Source organism: Pseudanabaena sp. FACHB-1998 (assembly GCF_014696355.1).
Taxonomy (GTDB): Bacteria; Cyanobacteriota; Cyanobacteriia; order Pseudanabaenales; family Pseudanabaenaceae; genus Pseudanabaena.
The window spans coordinates 121,460-141,388 of record NZ_JACJQA010000003.1; the positions used below are offsets into that span (position 1 = coordinate 121,460).

Sequence of the window (19,929 nt, forward strand, 5' to 3'; positions counted from 1 at the left end):
AACGTTTTTATTTCCATAATTCCCTTAGGGGCAGAGCATTTCCGCAGAAATTTATGATTTTTCAGAACGCCTCAAATTGGGAATGCTCTGCCCTAAACCTCCAACATTCATCAACAATCCCCAGACCGCAGGGATAAGCGATCAATAAAAGCAAAGATGTCAACTTTAATACCATTAGCAAAAAAAAGAGGCGGCGCATTGCGCCGCCTCTTTTTTAGGAAATTATTCAGGAATAACTTGGATTTTAATGTTAGCAGTGACTTCAGCATGAAGCTTAATCGATACATCGTAAGTACCTGTTTGATTAATTTCAGGAATTGTGATGTCGCGGTGATCGATTTCGAGCATAGACTTAGCTGTAATCAACAGAGCTACTTCGCGATCGGTCACAGTCCCGAAAATAGAGTTGCCTTCGCCAACCTTTTTCTTGATAATAAAGCCGCCAATAGTTGAAAGCGCTACCTTACGGCTTTCAGCCTCTTGACGAATAGCAATCAAGCGTTGACGCTCAACTTCTTTACGTCTTTCGACTTCTTTAACAACACCTGTGGTTGCACGGATTGCTAAACCTTGAGGTATGAGGAAATTTTGAGCATAACCGGGCGCTACGGATACTAAATCGCCGAGTTTACCTAATTTTGTGACATTTTTGGTCAGCATGACCTGCAAATTACTCTTTGCCATGTGCTTTTGACTCTTGTTCGTTTAAAGATAAATTTGATGTTTACAAAAGTTAGCTTATAGCCAAATTTTGTAAAGCTAGGAAGTAGAATTGGAGCTACCTATGGTCAAACAACAATGTTAGACCTAATATAGATACATTAGGATTTACGGTTTTAACCAGACTCCCTAGTATAGCGAAAAAAACTGGCTTTGTAGACTCTACAAAAAATTTACGATGCAGCGTTGGCAGTTATCTAAAATCTTTGGGCGAACTTTGGGGCAAATCTCTGGGAAAATCTCTGGGCGAATTTTGCTTCTGTTGGGCTTATCGCTAACAGCCCTATCCCTACCGAGCTGTACGATCAACCAACCTCCTAAACCCTTTAGCTCTGAAGCTTTACCCACCGAAGCGATCGCCGAAATTAGTGAAATTCGCAGCTATCCAGTGCGGGTTAAGTACATTAACTCCTCATCCGCAAGACCCGCAACCGTTGGCGTACCCCTCAAGGTAAATGAAAGTGTTAGCACTGAAGATCAATCAACGGCTCAAGTAACCTTACGCAGTGGCACAATTATTCGCATCGGTGGTAATGCGAAATTGACCCTCAAACCTCAAAACCAAGTGGAATTTGCCTCGGGGCGTTTAGTCGCATGGGCAGCCAGCGATCGCAAAGCTCCCGCCCAGATCAAAACGACCTTTGGCGAAATTTCTAGCAATGATGGCACGCTGTATCTAGAAATTCCTGAAAAGGCCGCAGAAGATCGGCGCATTATGGCTCTTGATGGCACAGTTACCGTTTTACTAAAAAGCACATCGGAAATTGTGACCATCGGCAAAGGCGAAGAAATCAAGATCAAAGCCGACGGTAAGGCAACTGCACCTAAACGCATCGACAAAGAAAGCATTGATAAACGGATCGCTAATAATTCGCTGATTTTTGGCTTTAATAATCAATTAGCCAGCTTGCCCCAAATCACTTCTGAATTTGGAGTGACCGCAACGGTCAAGGAAGCCAGCACGATCCAGTTCCGCCGATCTGACTTGCCTACTAAGCCTGCTAATGATGCCAATAAGCCCAAGGTTACTTACACCTCAGGATCGGCAAATAACGATCGCCGCGAAGAGCAAAGTAGCCCCAGACGTGAGGAACAAGCGGCGGCTAAAAATACGGAACCTGCACCTTCGGCAAAACCAGCTGAGCCTACACCAGTAGATCCTAAATCGCCGACAACGCCACCACCCTCAGAGCCAAGTCCTGTTACCACCAATACTCCTCCCAAACCTATTGAACCTGTGGCTCCGCAACCAGTCCCCCTCGAGCCACCTCCTCAACCCGTTCAGCCCGAAATACCTGCCCCAGAGCCACTACCTAGCACTAAGCCCAAAAACTAGAAATAAAAAAGCGCCGCAAAGCGGTGCTTTTTTATTTCTAGTTTTTCGATACGAACAAATTGTGTATGAAAAAACATTTTTTTGTATGGCGATCGCAAACTCTTGTGTTAACATCTGACGCTTAAAAGCGTTTAAAGAGCATCAAGTGATGGTGGATAAAATGGTTGTAGCCCCAAACACATCAAAAAACATTGCTAAGGCAAAAGGAGCGATCGCTACAAAGTTCCCCAAAGCCCTATTAGCCCTAACAGTTAACCTAATCGGTCTATGGGCTGTAGGTTCGGTAAACATAAATAAGGCGGAAGCCGTAATCGTTGATAGTCAACTTCAGGCTAATGAAAGAGCCGACTTAAAATCCTTATCGCCCCATTCTTTATCCCCGAATTTTTTATTTGCCGCCAAACCGTTATCGATTGATCGCCGTATTAGCGCCACTTTAATTGATAGTCAAAATAAGTTATGGATTGGGACTTGGCGGGGCTTAATCCAAATCGATCGCCGCACGGGCGGAGCAGTTACTTCCATATCTTTGCCAAATTCTACAGTTACGGCTCTATTAGAAGATCAACGGGGATATTTCTGGGTTGGCACAACTTCGGGACTATATCAAATTGATCCCGACTCAGGCAAAATCGAAAATATTGCGATCCAGCTATCATCTAGCCGCATTTTAAGTCTCGCCATGGATCGCGCAGGGTTTATCTGGGTAGGAACTGATTTGGGCATAACTCGCATCAGTCCCTACAACGCGGAAACCTATGCCAGATTACCAAATATTCCCGGAACTGCCGCTAATGTGATGCAGCTTGATAAGGATGGAAATATTTGGGTTGGCACTTTAGAGGGTTTATTTAAACTCAATCCGGGAACTGCCAAAATTATCACTCGGATAGCCTTTGTTTCAGGGCAGATCGTGCAAACGATCGCGATCGATCCATCGGGTACAGTCTGGGCGGGAACCCCTCGCAATGTTATTGAAATTAATCCTAAAACCAACAAAGCGATCGCTCGCATTAATCCCGTGACAGGTCGAGATATTGTGGCTTTAGCTAGTAATAAGAAGGGAGAACTATGGATTGGAATGCGTGATGGACTGGTTTTAGCTAATACTTACAATGGCGAAATTACCTCACTGGTGAATAATTTGCCTAACAGTACGATTAGTAATCTCTTAATCCGCGATCGGCAATTGTGGATTGGGACAGAGGGGGGATTGAGTAAGATTAATACCACCCTAAAAGAATCAGAAATACCCAACGCAACTGCTACCGTAGTTTATAAAGTACAGAAGTAGACTAATACCGAACCCGCCAAGAATTAAAGGTGAGGGGCTTTGCCCCTCACCTTTAATTCTTGGCGGGCATGGCGGGGTTGGAAAAGAGCTTTTTTAGGCTTTCTGCATGATCAAGCTTTTTTCAGAAATTGGTATTATAGCGGTGGTCACTTGCATTAGGACAAATCAAAATCCAAGAAGCAAGTTGTGGTACTTCCCGTCCCAACTCGTCTTCTGGAGTTGTGTTCTAACAAAAATGGCAACAGCTAATCCCTTCCGAGTCTAAAAAATGGACATTAAAACCCAAGAATTAGCTATGCGGCGCGAAGCACCGCATAGCTAATTCTTGAGTGGGAAAGGAGTAGCTACTTATTTAAAAGCGACATATTTGTGTTGGAGAAATAGACAAACAATGGAAGTGGTAGCCACCAAACTGCACGAAATCTTCACAGCACAAATACTAGACATCGGGGGTACTAAATTCTCGATCGCCACCTTTGCTTCTTTGCTATCGCTAATCGTCTTATCTCTTTTTATTTCCAGACTTATTAGCGAACTAATTCGGCGATCGCTGTTAACCCGCCTCCGAATCAATCGCGGTTTACAAGAAGCAATTACAGTATTTATTAAATATCTATTGATCGTATTGAGCAGTACGATTATTTTGCAAACCGCAGGATTTAATCTAAGTTCCTTAGCGGTGATTGCTGGGGTTATTGGTATTGGTATTGGTTTCGGTTTACAAAATATTGCTAGTAACTTTATCAGTGGATTAGTCCTACTTTTTGAGCAGACTCTTAAAGTAGGCGACTATATCGAAATTGGCGAACTCAAAGGCACAATCGAAAAAATTTCTATTCGCTCCACGATTTTACGAACTGATGACGATGTATTTGTGATTGTGCCGAACCAACGTTTTTTGGAAAATAACACGGTTAACTGGAGCTATGCAGGGCATACTTGCCGCATCCATATTCCCATTAGTGTGGCTCAAGATACCGATCTCCTCATCCTCACAGAAGCCTTGCTCACCGCCGCAAGACATGAACCCAGAGTCTTATCCAATCCCCCTCCCGAAGTTTGGTTCAAAAAATTTGGTGGTGATTCCTTAGATTTTGAGTTACTAGTTTGGATTGATGAACCTGATGTCAATGAACCCATTCGCAGTTCACTAAACTTTCGGATTGCCTATGAAATTCGCGAAAGAGGTATCATCGTTCCGTTCCCTACGCGAGAAATCATATTGCGTAATCCTCAAGCTTTGACTCCTACTCTCACAGCATTAACTTCGGGAAATTACAGTGACCAAATTCCACAGACCAAAATTAAGCCTCAACTAATAGAAACCTCTTCTTCGGTTCCCAAGGAAATTAACAGCAAAAATTTACGAGATTTATTACGAAAAATCTCTTATTTTGAAAGATGTACAGAAGTAGAGCTTTTTGCGCTAATTGCAAGAGGCTATCGAAGACATTTTGATATTGCCCAAGTAATTTGCCAAGAAAACGACCCTAGTGACGAGTTTTATATTATTTTGTCGGGAGTTGTCGAAGTCTTTTCGGAGAAAAACAATCAGCCGATCGCGACTTTAGGCGAAGGAGAGTTTTTTGGAGAAATATCCTTATTAACTGGTACGCCGCGAACTGCTACCGTTCGCGCTCTCGCTCCCGATACAGTTTTATTTGTGGTGGAGCGACTCCAGTTGCAAAAGCTATTGAGTGAGCATAAGGAGTTAGGCGAACAAATTGCTTTAAAGCTGTCCGAGCGTCAACAGGTTCTCATTAGTCTAGGTTTACTTAACGAAGAAGAATTGCAGCGATCGCAACATGCGGCTTTGTCATGGGTGCGCGATCGCCTCAATGTCTTATTTGGCATTAACCTTGGCAAAAATGTCTAGCTTTCGCGCCGTCACTTTTATCTGGGGTTTGTGTCTTACTCCCAAGAATTAGCTGTGCGGCGCTTCGCGCCGCACAGCTAATTCTATTAAAATCAAAACTGCTGCTGAAAAGTTTGTGGGGCAACTACGCGAAAAGGTTCTGCACCAAGGGACTTAGGTTCTATATGCCAAGCCTCTGCTAGGGAGCTATATTCGGCTAACTTCTGCGATCGCCGATTATGTAGAACTACATTAAAATTTTGCTTTTGGGCTTCAGTTCCTAACTTAAACAAAAAGCTGAACCGCTTTAAATAATCAGAAGCGCCCCATCTAGTTGTATTGACCGTGATGATCGCCTTTCTAGTTTCAGGCTCAATATTAATGCCCTCGACCCAGCCCTCCTCTAGTCTTTGCGATTTCCACCAGAGGCTTGGCTCGACTAACTGTTGCGGGATGTTAATAGTCTCTTCAGCGATCGCTGAATTGGTAAGGCTAAAGGGGGCGATCGCTGTGGTACAAGCGACCAATAGCAAAGGGGTTATTGCTAGTTTGTTAGTCATCCTAACCTCTGAATGTGTTTTTGCTAAACGCTTATATTATATATAGCAAGATACAAAGTGGCGGCGCAAAGCGCCGCCACTTTGTATCTTGCTATAGCCAAATAAGAACCCAGAAGAGAGTTGCGGCGCGAAGCGCCGCAACTCTCTTCTGGGTGGAGCACCCCTTTGATTGATATAGCAAGGTAAATTACCTTGTGCTGTGACAGCTATAATTCTTTGTATAGAGAATTTTAAACCTGTGGAGAATACAAAGTATTCTCCACAGGTTTAATGATTAATACATAGGAGTAATATCATGCCAGTTGTGGCAGTGATTGACTACGATATGGGCAATCTGCACTCAGCTTGTAAAGGCTTAGAGCTAGCAGGTGCTACCCCAATTGTCACCAACAACCCACAGGAATTAGCCGCCGCCGATGGCATTGTTTTACCCGGGGTCGGTTCCTTTGATCCTGCAATGCATAAACTACGAGCCAATCAACTCGAACAGCCAATTCATGAGGCGATCGCTTCGGGTAAACCATTTCTAGGGATCTGTCTTGGAATGCAAATTTTGTTTGAAAGCAGTGAAGAAGGTCAAGAAAAAGGCTTAGGTCTTATCAAGGGTAAGGTCAAACGGTTCAGCCCTGAGCCAAATCTGACAATTCCGCACATGGGCTGGAACCAGCTAGAAATAACCCAAGAGAAATGCCAACTATGGCAAGACTTAGGTGATCATCCTTGGATGTATTTTGTGCATTCCTATTACACTTCCCCCATTGATGACACTGTTTCAGCCGCAAAAACTACTCACGGAAGCCAAACTGTCACCGTCGCGATCGCCAAAGATAATGTGATGGCAGTCCAATTTCACCCCGAAAAATCCTCAACCCATGGGATACATTTACTAACCAATTTCGTCAGAATGATGAGTGCGTAGCATAATAATAAAGTCTCGTGAGATTTATGAAGATCCAAATGATCAAAAAACTAGGTATTGTTTCTTGTCTGGCTGTAGCTTGCGCGGTGATTTCTCCCTCGGTAGTTCGCGCCCAATCGAATGCGGGATTTATTTTATTTGGCGGGGTTAAAGATAGCGCACTCGATTACTGTCTTGATAATGGTGGCAGCAGTCGAACAGATCGCTACTATCTAGAAGTCAAACCGCAAAAATTTAAAGTTTCCGAAATTATCATTACCTATCCAGATCATTTCACAGGCAGTTTTGATACGTCGGACATAAAGCTACGCATAACGGATCAATGTCGTGGTGGTAAGGATTTGGAAGTTGCCTCTGCTACTTGGGATAAAGAAACTCGCCGCGTTACCGTTATACCGAAGGAAGCGATTCCTTCCAAAACTGCTTTGAGAGTGGTGTTATCTAATGTGCGAAACCCTGACTATAGTGGTTTCTATCAATTTGATGGCAGGGTGTTGCGTGCGGATATACCTGTGCCCGTCTACATCGGTTCTTGGGTAATTACCCTTGATTAAAAAATAAAGGGGGCGATTTGCCCCCTTTATTTTTTAATCAAATTGAAATCACAAGAAAACCTTTAAAAGCGTTGCTTTGCAACGCTTTTAAAGGTTTTCTTTGAGTCGGTTTTGAGCGTAAAGCGTTGCAGGTAACTGATGTTACGTGCAACCCTCACCCCCCAGCCCCCTCTCCCATCAAGGGCGAGGGGGAGTAAGACTAATTTCTTGTTCCCCTCTCCCCCTTTGGGAGAGGGGCTAGGGGTGAGGGTCTTGGAAACTTCCACGTAACAACAGTATGTAAGTAGCTAGGCAAATTAAAAAAAGTCAAAACCTGTGGCGCTTACTGCGCCACAGGTTTTGGGGTTTTATATTTAATAGCGCTCAGCTATTTTTTTAGCAACAAAATTCTGGAAATTATTTTTATATCTGTAAATATGAATATTCTGATTAGTAATGATGATGGCATTTATGCACCGGGGGTAAGAGCATTAGCCGAAGCTCTTAGCGAGACAGAACATCGAATTACCGTGGTTTGTCCCGATCGCGAAAGATCGGCAACGGGTCACGCATTAACCCTGCAAGAGCCTTTGCGAGTAGATCAAATAACAGGAATTTATCCAGACAGCATCGAAGCTTGGGCTTGTTCGGGTACACCATCGGATACAGTGAAATTAGCCCTTGATGCCTTGTTAGTGGAACCTCCCGATTTAGTATTGTCAGGAATTAATCGGGGCGCAAACTTAGGAACTGATGTTTTATACTCTGGCACTGTTTCCGCCGCAATGGAAGGTGTGATGGAAGGTTTACCAAGTATCGCTTTTAGCCTTGCTAGTTTTGCTCATCTAGATTTTAGTGCGGCGGCGAATTTTGCCAAGAAAATGGTGAAGGCGATCGCCGCTTATCCGTTAGAAGAAGCAATCTTACTAAATGTTAATGTCCCCGCGATCGCGGAAGAAGATATCTGCGGTACGGTGATTACCCGTTTGGGAATCCGCCGTTATAAAGATCTCTTTGAGAAGCGCATCGATCCCCGTGGCAAGACTTACTATTGGTTATCAGGCGTAGTGGTGGAAGAGGAAGCAGAAGCGGATACTGATATTCAAGCCATTAGAGATAACTACATTACAATTACGCCGCTTAAATACGACCTAACCCTAGCCCCAGCTATTCCTTTTCTCAAAACATGGACAGATAAAGTGTAATTTAAGTTTTTGGTGAGTAGCAAAGCTACTCACCAAAAACTTAAATTACCAAGGTAACGGCAAGGCGAAACCCTGTACAGCGATCGCCTTGATTAACGGCATTTTTAAAGCGCTTGGCAGAGCGGCAGTAATGGGCAGGATCGCGCCACGAGCCACCACGAACTACCCGACAACTAGAGTCGCCCCCTTGAGTCCAAGCCGATCCATCCTTCGGCAATAGGTCATAATCATCATGCCAATTGTCCTGACACCATTCCCACACATTGCCATGCATATCATGTAGTCCAAAAGCATTCGCGGGATAGCTGCCCACCTCAGTCGTACCAGAATTACTAATTCCCTGCGGAGCATATTTATAAGGAACTGTGGCATTGTAACTGGCTAAATTAGCGGTGAGCGTTTCGCCAAAAGCAAAAGCAGTCATCCCCCCGCCCCGACAGGCATATTCCCATTCCGATTCACTGGGGAGGCGATAGGGTTTGCCAGTGCGCTCAATTAGCTTCTGACAAAAAATCTGAGTGTCATTCCAAGATACCGTTTCCACTGGGCGATCGCCATTGCCAATAAAAATAGCAGGGTTATTATCCATAATTACTTTCCATTGTCTTTGGGTAATGGGAAACCTTGAGATAAAAAATGTGGGAACATTCACCATGTGGCGAGGAGATTCATCTTCACTATGTTCCATTTCCGTATTTGGTGAGCCAATGTGGAACTTGCCAGAGGGAATATATACCATTTCTAAGTTGATAGATTTTCCTTGAATATGACCTAAAGTCTCAAAATAGGAACGTCCCGACTTGGTTTTAGTTTCGATTTGTAATTGAGTTTTGGTAAGTTTCCCAACTCCAATCCGTTTGATCTTGACTGTCGCTGTCTCAAAGGTAAATTGGGTGAGTTGCGGAGCGATCGCCTTAATAGATGGATTTACTGGTGCGGCAATCGGCGTAATGTTAGTTTTGGCGCTTGCCTTATAACTACTGGGTCTGACAAAGCGAGGAACATAGGCTTGATGGGATGGTGAACTCAGGTTTTGGAGATCATTAATGACAGCTTGAGCCGTCTGATAGCGCTGACTGGGAGCCACACAAATCAAGCGATCAAGAATTTGTCCAAGCACAGAACTAATGGCATTATCCCTTAAAAAATTTCGCCAAATCCATGTTCCATCCATATCCATTAATTCAAAGGGAGAAACATCTGTTAATAAATGGATGCAGGTCACCCCCAAACTATAGAGATCGCTTGCAAATATCGCCTTACCGCGCATCTGTTCAGGAGCTACATAGACGGCACTACCAATCCTTGTACCTGTCTGCATCATGGCTGCCGTAGATACAAATTTCGCTGCGCCAAAATCCACTAACACATGACTGCCCGCCGCCACTGAGCCTGAAACACTTGGCAAGCGTCGCCGAATAATATTTTCGGGTTTAATATCTCGATGGATTACTTGGCGATCGTGAATGAATTGAAGGATAGGCAGTAAATCCACCAATAGTAGCCGAATTTTGGCTTCGCTAAAGGCTCCTTGCTCCTGCAATTCCTTTAATAAATCCTGTCCATCGATAAACTCTTGAATGAGATATTGTTTGCCGTCCAGTTCTAAATGAGCATACAAAGTTGGTATTTGCGGATATTTACCCAAATCATCAAGTCTAATCGCCTCCTGTTGAAAAAGTTCGGCGGCTTTATCGGCACTCCCCAGATCCGCAGGAAAAAACTGCTTAATCACACATTTTGGTTGTGAAGGGAGAGCTTGGTCAATACCAATAAATGTTCTACCAAAACCTCCTTGTCCAAGAATTTGCAGCGCTCGATAGCGATCGCCAATTTTGAGTTTCGCTCCACATTGCTGACAAAAACTAAGCGATGGTTCAAAATTGAGATGATTGCAGCTAGGGTTGAGGCATTGACTCATAATCGCAACTACTGAGTGGGAATAGAATCCATTTTGGCAAAACCAATTACTTGCATTTTGCCTTCCGTTAATTCCAATTTGAGAACCCTCGCAAAAATGCCCTTGCTTTCCAATTGTCGCAAATCTAAGACTTTATTCAATCCTTGAGCAAAAGCATTAGCAATCTTATCGGGAACAGGTGTTCCTTCTAGTTCAATTCTAGGATTAACTATTTGGAGCTTCGTACCGCCTATGGTTTTTAATTCTGCATTCACCGAGACGTTAAGTTTTGTAGGCTTGGGTTTAATAGCTGTGGGTTGAGACTGCAAGCTTGCGGATAAGCGCAGGCGATCGCCTTCTAAAAAAGTAACTTCGGGATTCACTAAATCTAATATTTCGGGATTCTTATTGGTTCCTGTAATGTCAATGCTGAGGCTTTTGAAGGAGGATTGAATAGTTGGCGATCGCAGAGCCATATTAACGTCTTCAGATTTTAAGACCACTCTTGCTGCGGCTTGAAGCGGACGACGCAGCACGATCTGACCCGATTGCAAGGCATTTGGGTCGATACTAATAGGATCGGTTTCTAAATCAATCTGATCGATTCGCAAAAAATCTAAAACGTAGACTCCTCGACCCGCTACCCGAATGCGATCGACATTTCCTAAAAGGATTTGATAGTTAGGTGCATTGTCCACACGTACTTCTAGGGAATCGGCTCTAACGATTTGCCCCCGCAAAAAATCCGTTGCAATCCGATCAATTGCAAGACCGGGAGCGCCTGCTAATCCTAAAACTGATGTGAGTAACCCAGCGAGTAATTCCATAATCAGCAGATAAGTACTTCTGCAATCATATAGCAAAAAACACCAATATTGATTGAGCAATAAGTCATTAAACAGGCAAGCCTAGAAAGGTTTTGATTAACTTGATATTTTCTTGGGCTTTTTGTTGCCAATTGCCGTTATTAGAGAACAAATCTAAAGCTAAATAAACGGATATCTTTTGACCTGAATTTAGAACTACATAAACTGGATTTACGGGAACACCGTTGGTTGCTAATGCTTCTGGACTGATAATAACATCTGAGATTTCCTCTAAAGAATATTCAGAGCTTTTTTGACTTATTAAGCCTTTACTTTCTATCTTAAATTTATAGAGATTCTTGTCAAAGGTGCAAATTCTAATCTGAGCAACTGCCAAGAAAAATAATGTACTAAGGGGCATCCATAGGCAAAACCAAATTAGTAAAATTGCACTGGGATACAGATTTACGGAAAATGATTTTTGCTGACTATTTCTCAAGAAATTATTGATTTGATAAGCCATTTCATCTTGCTTTAGAGTATTGCCTCCGCTTTCCCATACCTCACTTAATGGAATACTTCCTTGTTTCGTATTAATTTCGATGCGATGCAGTATTCCTTCCCGATCATATTTTCGCTTAACCTCAGCACTTAGCAACTGGTTGAGTGGAATTTGGGTCGTGCGAGTTCCTAGCACACTGACAGTTGATTTTTGGCATAGGTCATTTCCCGTGCCTTGTCTTTTACAGCTAAAGGATTTGATGTCTATGAAAAAAGCACCAATTAACAGACCAATCGTAGGAAATATTGCCATAAATAGCCACAATCCCATCGGTCTGCTATAGAACACAAGTCTCTTGGGTGTCTGTTCTAATATCTTCATGGCATTAAAGGTTTAGCTTTTAACTATAGTAATAGTCCCGCAATTGAATGAAGAACTAATTTTTGTGGCGCGGCAAAGCTGCACCACAAAAATTAGTTCTTTTGAAATTATAGGTTTTATAAGAAAGCGATCGCTACTAAACTCAAAGCCTCCGTCCACTCGACGATCGCCCCGTAAGTATCGCCTGTATGCCCACCAAGTTGGCGATGAAACCATGCACCCATCAACCAAGCCAACCCAAAACATATCGCTGTTAAATTAATTGCGAAAGCAAATGAATTGTAAACATAGCCGATCGCTAAATTAGAGATCGTTAACAAAATCGCCACTAGCCACACTTGCCAGTGATGCAAATCCTCTTGATGGAACTTGCCTTTACCTGTCGCTTTGAGATAGGGATAAGCCATGATTGCGCGTAACTGTCCCCACCTTGCCCAAGCCCAAATACTCGCTAAAATCCAAAGGCGATGATTGCTGATACTGGCAAGGGCGAAAACTTTTAATAACAAAATGGCGATCGCTGCCATTGCCCCGAAAGCTCCCGTATTGCTATCCGCCATCACCTCAAGGCGACGCTGAGGATCGGTGACTGCTAACCCATCGGCGGTATCCATAGCCCCGTCAAGATGTAAGCCACCTGTGATTAATAGCCCTAATAAAATCGTGAGTAGCGATCGCAGGTAGATAAAGTCAGGTGTGGGCTTGAGCAGTCCTAGCCCGAAGTCCAAACAGGCGATCGCCCCCCCAATCAAAGCCCCAATCAGGGGAGCATAAAGGGCAATTCCCCGAAAATCTAGGGTTCCTTGGGGATTTAAGGGCAAACAAGTATAAAAAATCAAAGCTGCTTGAAATTTTCGCCAATATTGCATTTTAAGTAAAGCTAAAGTAAAGCTAGATTATCTCCATTTGGCGCTATTTAGACAGCCCGCAGCGCCGCCTAAATAGCGCCAAATGAAGTTAGATTGGTTAGGATAGAGAGAATATTTTTTGCATCAAGAGTTTGCATAGAGAGCATGATAAAGCAGCGTCGTATTTGGTCTTGGTTATTAATTGGTGTAATGGCGATCGCGATCCAGTTTTTGGCGATTAGTGGCGCAAATGCTGCGGTTACCGACTATTTACAAGAACAAAAATTTTTAACTAATGTTTGGCAAATCGTTAATCGTTCCTATTTCGATCCTGAATTTAATAATCAAAATTGGTATAAAGTTCGCCGCCAATTCATCAATCGCAAGTTTAATAGTCGAGAAGAAACCTATGCGGCGATTAAAGAAATGTTGGCAACTTTAGATGAACCATTTACAAGGTTTCTCGAGCCAGAAAAGTTTAAAAGTATGCAAACCAGTACGGCGGGAGAGTTAACTGGGGTGGGTTTGCAGATTGCGGTTGATGAATTTGATGAGCGAGTGACCGTAATTGCGCCGATTGAGGGTTCGCCTGCGGATCTAGCGGGGGTGCGATCGCGCGATCGCATTGTTGGCATTGATAATATCCCCACTAAGGGCTTAACGCTGGATGAATGCGCTAACAGAATGCGTGGAGCGATCGGCTCTGAGGTCAAGCTCACCCTAGAACGCCCTCTCGCTGATGGTAAAGGCGTTGAAAAATTAGACCTATTGATTAAACGCGATCGCATTGCTGTAACACCAATTATCGCCAAACTCAATCAAGAGGGCGATCATAAAGTTGGCTATGTTCGTCTCAATCAATTTAATGGCAATGCCTCGGCGGACATGGAAAAAACCCTGAAGAAGTTTAAAGCGGAAGGAGCCGATCGCTATGTCTTAGATCTACGCGGAAATCCGGGGGGGCTGTTTGATGCGGGCTTACAAATTGCGCGGATGCTCATTTCTGAAGGAACTGTTGTCTACACCGTAGATCGGCATGGAGTGCAAGAAAGCTTTGAAACTAAAGGGGACGCAATTATCAATGAGCCTTTAGTTGTTCTGACCGATGGCGGCACGGCAAGCGCTAGTGAGATTCTCGCGGGTGCTTTACAGGAAAACCATCGCGCCCAATTAGTAGGTACAAAAACCTTTGGCAAGGGCTTAATTCAATCTCTCTATGAATTAGAAGATGGCGCAGGTTTAGCCGTGACGATCGCTAAATATGAAACTCCCTTACATCACAATATCCATAAACGCGGCATTATTCCTGATGTGGAAGTTTCCCTCAGTGAGCCAATTACTCGTAAGCAATTAGGCACAAACGAAGATTCGCAATATATTGCGGCTCTATCAGTTCTAGATGGAACCTATAAAAATGTAATTGTGAAGTCTGCTAACTAACCCCCTTTGGTTCCCCCTTGGAAAGGGGGAAGACCATAAATCTAGTTTCCTCCCCTTCCAAAGGGGAGGACTAAGGAGGGGTTCTAACTTAGTGCCATCAATTCAGGATCTTGGAATAGAGGCGTACTTAAGTAGCGCTCACCAAAACTAGGCTGAATCATCACTACCATCTTGCCAGCATTCTCAGGACGTTTTGCAATTTGAACTGCGGCATAAAGCGCCGCACCACTAGAAATACCCGATAGAAGTCCCTCTTCTCTGGCTAATCTGCGTCCAAAGGCGATCGCTTGATCATCCGATACAGGAATAATCTCATCAATCAGTTCGGTTTTCAAAACCTCTGGGATAAATCCTGCGCCGATGCCTTGAATCTTATGAGGGCCGGGGCGACTTCCTGCTAAAACTTGACTATTGGCTGGCTCAACGGCGATCGCTTTAAACGATGGCTTACGGGACTTAATTACTTCCGCAATCCCTGTAATCGTTCCGCCAGTACCAACTCCAGAAATCAAGAAATCAATTCCGCCATCGGTATCTTCCCAAATCTCTTCCGCCGTAGTTTTGCGATGGATTGCAGGATTGGAAGGATTGCGGAACTGCTGCAACATATAAGCATCGGGAGTGGTTTCGCTGATTTCCTTAGCGCGACGGATTGCGCCGCCCATTCCTTCTGTTCCGGGGGTAAGTTCGAGAGTGGCTCCGTAAGCACGTAACATTGATCGCCTTTCCATACTCATAGTTTCAGGCATGGTCAAGATCAATTTATATCCCTTCGCCGCCGCTACCATGGCTAGGGCAATGCCTGTATTGCCCGAAGTTGGCTCTACTAAAACGGTCTTATTGGGTGAAATTAAGCCCTGTTCCTCGGCTTCTTGAATCATATTCACCCCAATCCGATCCTTGACTGAGGCGGCGGGATTCATGCCCTCTAGTTTGACGATAATTCTTGCTACACAGCCTTCAGCCTTGGGAATACGCTGCAATTCGACAAGGGGAGTACGACCGACTAATTCAGTTATGTTATTGGCGATTTTCATAGATAAAAGCTTAGATGATTGCGGGTAAATGAGCTTGTAGTCAACTTTAGAGCATTTTTGAGGGCTTGGAGCTTTTAGACAAATCCCGCGATCGCTACTTTTCTCCCCCAAAAGCTACACACACTAACCTTTTTCGGCTTTAATGGGGATGTGGCGATCGCAAAAAAATTTCACAACATCATCACAAACTTATTAATTAATATTAAATAAACTCCTATGGCTGCTACTTTAAAAGATTTTTTAGAAGAATGTCACACTCTCGGCTTAGTCCGTCTGATCGTTACCAGTGATGCGGGTGTGTTGGAAGCTAGGGTAAATATCGAGAAGCTTTTTTATGCGGAACTCCCCAAGGGCAAGTATGCGAATATGCATTCTGAGCATATCGAGTTTCATCTAAACATGGACAAAATCACCGATGTCCGTTTTGAAACCGCCGAAGCCAAACGCGGCAATTTCACCACCTACGCCATCCGCTTCCTCGATGCTGATGACAAGGCGCAAATGAGTGCTTTCTTGCAATGGGGTAAACCGGGGGAATATGCTGAAGGTCAGGTCGAAGCATGGACTGCTCTCAAGGTCAAGTACGGCGAAACTTGGAAGCCTGAACCTGTTGAGAGTGTATAGGTCATAATTGTTAATATTTCTATCTGCAACTACGCCAGAGTGAAAGTCAATGCAACAAACTATTACTAAAGATCAAGAACTTAGCACCAATATTTCCTTAGATGATGAGGTGCTAAAAATCTTTGCGAAAATGCCAGACGCTCTCAAGATCGAGGTTCTGCACTATGCGGAATATCTATTGAATAAGGGAATTGAAAAATCATCGGGTTCGGCGATCGCAAGTGATGGCATACCCAAGAAAAAGTACAGGCAAGCAGGAACGATGACAGGGCTGATTGTGATGGCAGAGGATTTTGATGAGCCATTGGCAGAAATGCAAGAGTATATGTATTAAGTCCTATGCTTTTAGATACGCATACTCTACTTTGGTTTCTCAATAATGATTTACGCTTGCCAGTAAATGTCAGACAAAAAATTGAAGAAACTGAGCTTATATTTGTTAGTGCTGTTTCTCTTTGGGAGATTGCAATCAAAATCAATATTGGCAAACTAAACATCCTGACTTCTTTTGAAGCAATCAAAGAGAATATGAATGCTCTGAACATTCAAGAGTTGCCGATTGAATTTGATGATAGCCTTGCCTATATTGGTTTGCCAATCCTAAAAGAACATAAAGATCCCTTTGATCGGATGATTGTCTCCCAAGCTATGAGGCGATCGTTGACTCTAGTTAGCGCAGATAAAAAACTTGATGCTTATCCAGTTAACAGACTCTGGGAATAAGTGAAGTTATAATCAGATTTCAAAGACAAGTACTGTAAAACTTGAAAACCTCAACCAGTTGATAGTGCATAAGTTTTGTAAAAATATTTTGATATATCCAAATTCGATATTTCAAGAGATTATCAAAAAGCACTTATTTTGTTCAGATTGCCTATAAAAATGCAATAGATTTCAATTATTGCTACTTTGTCTCCAAGTAAATGTTTCTGAAATCTATGATAAATATGTCGAGAAACAATCAAAATGATAATACGATCAATCTTATTAAAGATAAAATTCAACGGCGTTATTATGATATTTCACGTTTTGCAATGGAGTCTGCGGCTCAATGCGGTCTAACAATCTTGGATATTGAAGTAGCTATTTTAAATGGTGAGATCATCAATATTGAAGAAGACTCTAAAGGAGAAAAATATGAAATCGTGGGTGAAGATGGTCTAATTATTGTTGAGGGTAGATTTTCATTCGCTGGCAAATATATGATTTTTTCAGTTTACACAATAAATGTATGGTAGCGAAATATTAATATTTATGAAAATGGATAATAATTGTGAATATTGCCAAGGAACTATTTATCAGCACTATGTCAAACAAGAAGTATTTAAGCATAAAGTGAGAATTGTAATTATTGAAAATACCTATGTTGGAGTCTGCGGTAGCTGCGGAAGTAGATATTATTCAGCACAGCTTCTTCATTTGGTTCATGACGTTGCTACAGGAACTAAATTGCCACAAAGAATTGAACAAATTCCAGTCATAGACTTATTAAATTAGCCCTAGTTGCCCAAACAGCTTAAACAATGCGTGATCGATTTTTGATTTTTGAAGTGGCGATTGCGATTTTGGGTGTTGGGGGGGCGATCTCTTGACCTCATGTTAGGATTTGTCAATGTAAATATACTGATACTCACAAATTAATTCTCTTATGAACACCCTAGTAGAGATTAAAACAGCGATCACTAGATTATCTGATGACGAAGCATCAACATTATTGTCGTGGCTACAAGAACGCTCAGAAGATGACTGGGACAAGCAAATAAAGAAAGACTCAGAGCAAGGTAAATTAAACAAAGTCCTTCAACGAACAAAAGCTCATATCGCCGCCAATCGCGTAAAGAAACTGGATGAAGTCCTTAACAACTCCTGATTTTTGGGAATCTTGCGCAGCCTTGCCACCAGCCATCAAAGCCCAAGCCCAAAAAACTTATCAAATCTGGATAAGCGATCGCTTCTATCCATCCTTACACTTTAAAAAAGTCAATCAAAATCTATGGTCTATTCGCATCAATAGAGAATATCGAGCTTTAGCCTTAAAAGAAGGAGATGATTACTATTGGTTCTGGATCGGTTTACATGACAAATACGAGAGATTAATTGATGAAAGTTGATTTTGAACAGGCGATCGCTGGTTGATTTTTTTGAAGTAGCGATCGCGATTTTGAGTTTTGAGGAGGCGATCGCTGTTTAAATTTTTTGTTGTGAGGGTCATGTTAACCTGTAGATAGAAATTAGGGAATAAAGCGATGACTGCTGTAGTACAAGAGCTTCTAAATACCTTTGACAATCTGACATACTCAGAAAGACTAGATTTGTTGTCAGAAATTTTGAGGCGTACAGTTGATCTAGAATTTGAACCATTATCTGACGAAGAACTAACACTAAATGCCGAAGATATTTTTCTAGCATTAGACGAAGAAGAGTTAACCTATGATTAGTCCCGAACGTGGAGAAGTTTGGTTAGTTGATCTTGGCTATGTCGCGAAAGTCAGACCATGCTTAGTTATCAGCATTCCAGCCCTAGAAAGCGATCGCGCCTTAGTAACCCTAGTTCCACATACAACAAGTTTGCGCGATTCCAGATTTGAAGTACAACTTAAAGCTAAATTTCTTAGAGAAGGCGCATTTGACGTACAAAATCTCATCACAATTCCTCACGCCAAACTTTTACGTAAATTGGGAGAGCTAACATTAGAGCAAATGCAAGACTTAGAAGATGTATTGCTAGTATGGTTGGGACTTGAATCCGAAGAAGATGAAGACTAAGTATGGAAAAATTTGAGGCTTTAAGAAAGGCGATCGCTGGGTGATTTTTTTGAAGTAGCGATCGCAATTTTGGGTGTTGAGGGGGCGATCAGTCTGTATTAACAAAGCGACTCAATTGTTATAATCATTTTTACAACATGAATGAGTTCTAACCCTAATGTCAATAACCCTAGAAGAAAGAGTAGCAATCCTAGAAGCTGAAATCAACTTGATTAAGAATAAAGTGGAAAGTTCCACAACTACAGTAAAACCTTGGTGGGAGCAAATCACAGGAACATTTGCTGATAGCCCAGACTATGACAAAGCCATGCAACTAGGCAAAAAATACCGTGAGTCATTGCGTAAGACATCAACAAAGTCCCGCAAAAAATAGATGTACATCCTCGATACAGACCATCTCAGCGTATTGGATCGTGGGGGGATTAACGCTCAGCGTCTTCTTACTCACTTAGCAAAAGTCAATCCTAATCAAGTCTCAGCAACCATCATCAGCTATGAAGAACAGACAAGAGGGTGGTTAAGCCACATTTCCAAAGCACGCAATCTTGAAGCACAAGTTGAAATTTACAAACAACTTAAAAGGCAAATCAACAATTACTGCGCTATCCCAATTATTGATTTTGATATAGAAGCCGCGAATGAATTCCAACGCCTCAGAAAGTTATATCCTCGCCTCGGCACAATGGACTTAAAAATTGCAGCGATCGCGATCATTAACAATGCGATCGTATTGACTCGTAATACTTCTGATTTTGGGCAAATTGCTAACTTACAAATAGAAGATTGGACACAGTAAATAATATTGTGAAAATTGTTGATTATCATTGAGGAATCAAAATGAACGAAGATAAACTTAATCCAATTCATCCTGGGGAAGTTCTTTTAGAAGAATTTCTTAAGCCAATGAACTTGAGTCAAAACCAACTAGCGTTAGCTCTTCGAGTTCCCGCCCGACGTATTAACGAAATCATTCACGGTAAGCGACGAATCACCACAGATACGGCAATTCGCTTAGCATTCTATTTCAATATGTCCCCCAGATTTTGGCTTGGATTACAAATGGATTACGATTTAGATATAGCTGAAGATGAAGTTGGAGAAAAACTAAAAATGGAAGTAGCAGTTTTTAGCTAAAGCGATCGCTGTTTGATTTTTGGTTGAGACGCTATTACACCCATTAAATTTGTTTTTTGCTAGACTACA

At 42.5% G+C, this 19,929-nt stretch carries 26 protein-coding genes; 19 read left to right on the top strand and 7 right to left on the bottom strand.

Going from position 1 to position 19,929, the window contains the following annotated elements; all coding sequences use genetic code 11:
* Nucleotides 1–222 precede the first annotated feature (222 nt).
* On the bottom strand, nt 223–684 hold the full coding sequence (gene rplI / locus H6F42_RS00955; RefSeq protein ID WP_190397475.1) for a 50S ribosomal protein L9: 462 nt from the start codon (nt 682–684) through the stop codon (nt 223–225).
* Between the two features lie 214 nt (nt 685–898).
* On the opposite strand from rplI, the gene H6F42_RS00960 reads away from it, so the two are divergent.
* The 3 genes from H6F42_RS00960 (at nt 899) to H6F42_RS00970 (ending at nt 5,226) form a co-directional block, all read left to right on the top strand.
* The gene (locus tag H6F42_RS00960; RefSeq protein WP_190397476.1) at nt 899–2,056 is read left to right on the top strand and encodes a FecR domain-containing protein; all 1,158 of its coding nucleotides are present in this window, start codon (nt 899–901) and stop codon (nt 2,054–2,056) included.
* A 160-nt stretch (nt 2,057–2,216) separates the two neighbouring features.
* Nucleotides 2,217–3,350: a two-component regulator propeller domain-containing protein gene (locus H6F42_RS00965; RefSeq protein WP_190397477.1), complete on the top strand. Its 1,134-nt coding sequence runs from the start codon at nt 2,217–2,219 to the stop codon at nt 3,348–3,350.
* A gap of 391 nt (nt 3,351–3,741) precedes the next feature.
* Nucleotides 3,742–5,226 (top strand): mechanosensitive ion channel domain-containing protein, encoded by a 1,485-nt coding sequence (locus H6F42_RS00970; protein ID WP_190397478.1) that lies wholly within the window; start codon nt 3,742–3,744, stop codon nt 5,224–5,226.
* Between the two features lie 92 nt (nt 5,227–5,318).
* Here the strand turns inward: H6F42_RS00970 and H6F42_RS00975 are convergent, their stop codons facing one another.
* Complete coding sequence (locus H6F42_RS00975; protein WP_190397479.1) at nt 5,319–5,765, bottom strand: hypothetical protein; 447 nt, start codon at nt 5,763–5,765, stop codon at nt 5,319–5,321.
* Nucleotides 5,766–6,060: 295 nt separating this feature from the next.
* Between H6F42_RS00975 and hisH the strand changes: the two genes are divergently transcribed.
* The 3 genes from hisH to surE all read left to right on the top strand — a co-directional run bounded on the left by hisH (nt 6,061) and on the right by surE (nt 8,422).
* Nucleotides 6,061–6,684 carry an imidazole glycerol phosphate synthase subunit HisH gene (hisH, locus tag H6F42_RS00980; RefSeq protein WP_190397480.1) on the top strand — a complete coding sequence of 208 codons (624 nt, stop codon included), beginning with the start codon at nt 6,061–6,063 and terminating at the stop codon, nt 6,682–6,684.
* Between the two features lie 38 nt (nt 6,685–6,722).
* A complete protein-coding gene (locus H6F42_RS00985; RefSeq protein WP_190397481.1) occupies nt 6,723–7,238 on the top strand; it encodes a DUF2808 domain-containing protein in 516 nt (171 codons plus the stop codon).
* A 416-nt stretch (nt 7,239–7,654) separates the two neighbouring features.
* A complete protein-coding gene (surE, locus tag H6F42_RS00990; protein ID WP_190397482.1) occupies nt 7,655–8,422 on the top strand; it encodes a 5'/3'-nucleotidase SurE in 768 nt (255 codons plus the stop codon).
* A gap of 40 nt (nt 8,423–8,462) precedes the next feature.
* On the opposite strand, the gene H6F42_RS00995 is transcribed toward surE, so the two are convergent.
* From H6F42_RS00995 to cobS, 4 genes are all read right to left on the bottom strand, one after another.
* Entirely contained in the window at nt 8,463–10,343 is a 1,881-nt protein-coding gene (locus tag H6F42_RS00995) for a bifunctional serine/threonine-protein kinase/formylglycine-generating enzyme family protein (RefSeq protein ID WP_190397483.1), read from the bottom strand.
* Between the two features lie 8 nt (nt 10,344–10,351).
* A complete protein-coding gene (locus tag H6F42_RS01000) occupies nt 10,352–11,149 on the bottom strand; it encodes a DUF2993 domain-containing protein (protein WP_190397484.1) in 798 nt (265 codons plus the stop codon).
* Nucleotides 11,150–11,216: 67 nt separating this feature from the next.
* The gene (locus H6F42_RS01005; protein ID WP_190397485.1) at nt 11,217–11,942 is read right to left on the bottom strand and encodes a hypothetical protein; all 726 of its coding nucleotides are present in this window, start codon (nt 11,940–11,942) and stop codon (nt 11,217–11,219) included.
* A 185-nt stretch (nt 11,943–12,127) separates the two neighbouring features.
* Nucleotides 12,128–12,880: an adenosylcobinamide-GDP ribazoletransferase gene (gene cobS / locus H6F42_RS01010; protein WP_190397486.1), complete on the bottom strand. Its 753-nt coding sequence runs from the start codon at nt 12,878–12,880 to the stop codon at nt 12,128–12,130.
* A gap of 144 nt (nt 12,881–13,024) precedes the next feature.
* Between cobS and H6F42_RS01015 the strand changes: the two genes are divergently transcribed.
* Nucleotides 13,025–14,299, top strand: coding sequence for a S41 family peptidase (locus tag H6F42_RS01015; protein ID WP_190397487.1), 1,275 nt, complete (start codon nt 13,025–13,027; stop codon nt 14,297–14,299).
* Nucleotides 14,300–14,382: 83 nt separating this feature from the next.
* On the opposite strand, the gene cysK is transcribed toward H6F42_RS01015, so the two are convergent.
* On the bottom strand, nt 14,383–15,336 hold the full coding sequence (cysK, locus tag H6F42_RS01020) for a cysteine synthase A (RefSeq protein WP_190397488.1): 954 nt from the start codon (nt 15,334–15,336) through the stop codon (nt 14,383–14,385).
* 216 nt (nt 15,337–15,552) lie between these two features.
* On the opposite strand from cysK, the gene H6F42_RS01025 reads away from it, so the two are divergent.
* The 12 genes from H6F42_RS01025 (at nt 15,553) to H6F42_RS01080 (ending at nt 19,860) form a co-directional block, all read left to right on the top strand.
* Nucleotides 15,553–15,960: a ChuX/HutX family heme-like substrate-binding protein gene (locus H6F42_RS01025; RefSeq protein WP_190397489.1), complete on the top strand. Its 408-nt coding sequence runs from the start codon at nt 15,553–15,555 to the stop codon at nt 15,958–15,960.
* Between the two features lie 49 nt (nt 15,961–16,009).
* Nucleotides 16,010–16,294 (top strand): DUF2281 domain-containing protein, encoded by a 285-nt coding sequence (locus H6F42_RS01030; RefSeq protein WP_190397490.1) that lies wholly within the window; start codon nt 16,010–16,012, stop codon nt 16,292–16,294.
* A gap of 5 nt (nt 16,295–16,299) precedes the next feature.
* The gene (locus tag H6F42_RS01035; RefSeq protein WP_190397491.1) at nt 16,300–16,683 is read left to right on the top strand and encodes a type II toxin-antitoxin system VapC family toxin; all 384 of its coding nucleotides are present in this window, start codon (nt 16,300–16,302) and stop codon (nt 16,681–16,683) included.
* A gap of 224 nt (nt 16,684–16,907) precedes the next feature.
* Nucleotides 16,908–17,198 (top strand): DUF4258 domain-containing protein, encoded by a 291-nt coding sequence (locus H6F42_RS01040; RefSeq protein ID WP_190397492.1) that lies wholly within the window; start codon nt 16,908–16,910, stop codon nt 17,196–17,198.
* A 16-nt stretch (nt 17,199–17,214) separates the two neighbouring features.
* The gene (locus H6F42_RS01045; protein ID WP_199288857.1) at nt 17,215–17,457 is read left to right on the top strand and encodes a YgiT-type zinc finger protein; all 243 of its coding nucleotides are present in this window, start codon (nt 17,215–17,217) and stop codon (nt 17,455–17,457) included.
* A gap of 151 nt (nt 17,458–17,608) precedes the next feature.
* Nucleotides 17,609–17,830, top strand: a complete 222-nt coding sequence (locus tag H6F42_RS01050; protein ID WP_190397493.1) for a hypothetical protein — start codon at nt 17,609–17,611, stop codon at nt 17,828–17,830.
* Complete coding sequence (locus H6F42_RS01055; protein ID WP_190397494.1) at nt 17,808–18,071, top strand: hypothetical protein; 264 nt, start codon at nt 17,808–17,810, stop codon at nt 18,069–18,071. The genes H6F42_RS01050 and H6F42_RS01055 overlap by 23 nt, the downstream gene beginning before the upstream one ends.
* Before the next feature lie 135 nt (nt 18,072–18,206).
* The gene (locus H6F42_RS01060) at nt 18,207–18,398 is read left to right on the top strand and encodes a hypothetical protein (protein WP_190397495.1); all 192 of its coding nucleotides are present in this window, start codon (nt 18,207–18,209) and stop codon (nt 18,396–18,398) included.
* Nucleotides 18,391–18,726: a type II toxin-antitoxin system PemK/MazF family toxin gene (locus tag H6F42_RS01065; RefSeq protein WP_190397496.1), complete on the top strand. Its 336-nt coding sequence runs from the start codon at nt 18,391–18,393 to the stop codon at nt 18,724–18,726. The genes H6F42_RS01060 and H6F42_RS01065 overlap by 8 nt, the downstream gene beginning before the upstream one ends.
* Nucleotides 18,727–18,883: 157 nt before the next feature.
* Nucleotides 18,884–19,099: a hypothetical protein gene (locus tag H6F42_RS01070; RefSeq protein ID WP_190397497.1), complete on the top strand. Its 216-nt coding sequence runs from the start codon at nt 18,884–18,886 to the stop codon at nt 19,097–19,099.
* Nucleotides 19,100–19,522 (top strand): PIN domain-containing protein, encoded by a 423-nt coding sequence (locus H6F42_RS01075; protein ID WP_190397498.1) that lies wholly within the window; start codon nt 19,100–19,102, stop codon nt 19,520–19,522.
* A 41-nt stretch (nt 19,523–19,563) separates the two neighbouring features.
* A complete protein-coding gene (locus H6F42_RS01080) occupies nt 19,564–19,860 on the top strand; it encodes a HigA family addiction module antitoxin (protein ID WP_190397499.1) in 297 nt (98 codons plus the stop codon).
* The last annotated feature ends 69 nt before the right edge of the window (nt 19,861–19,929 follow it).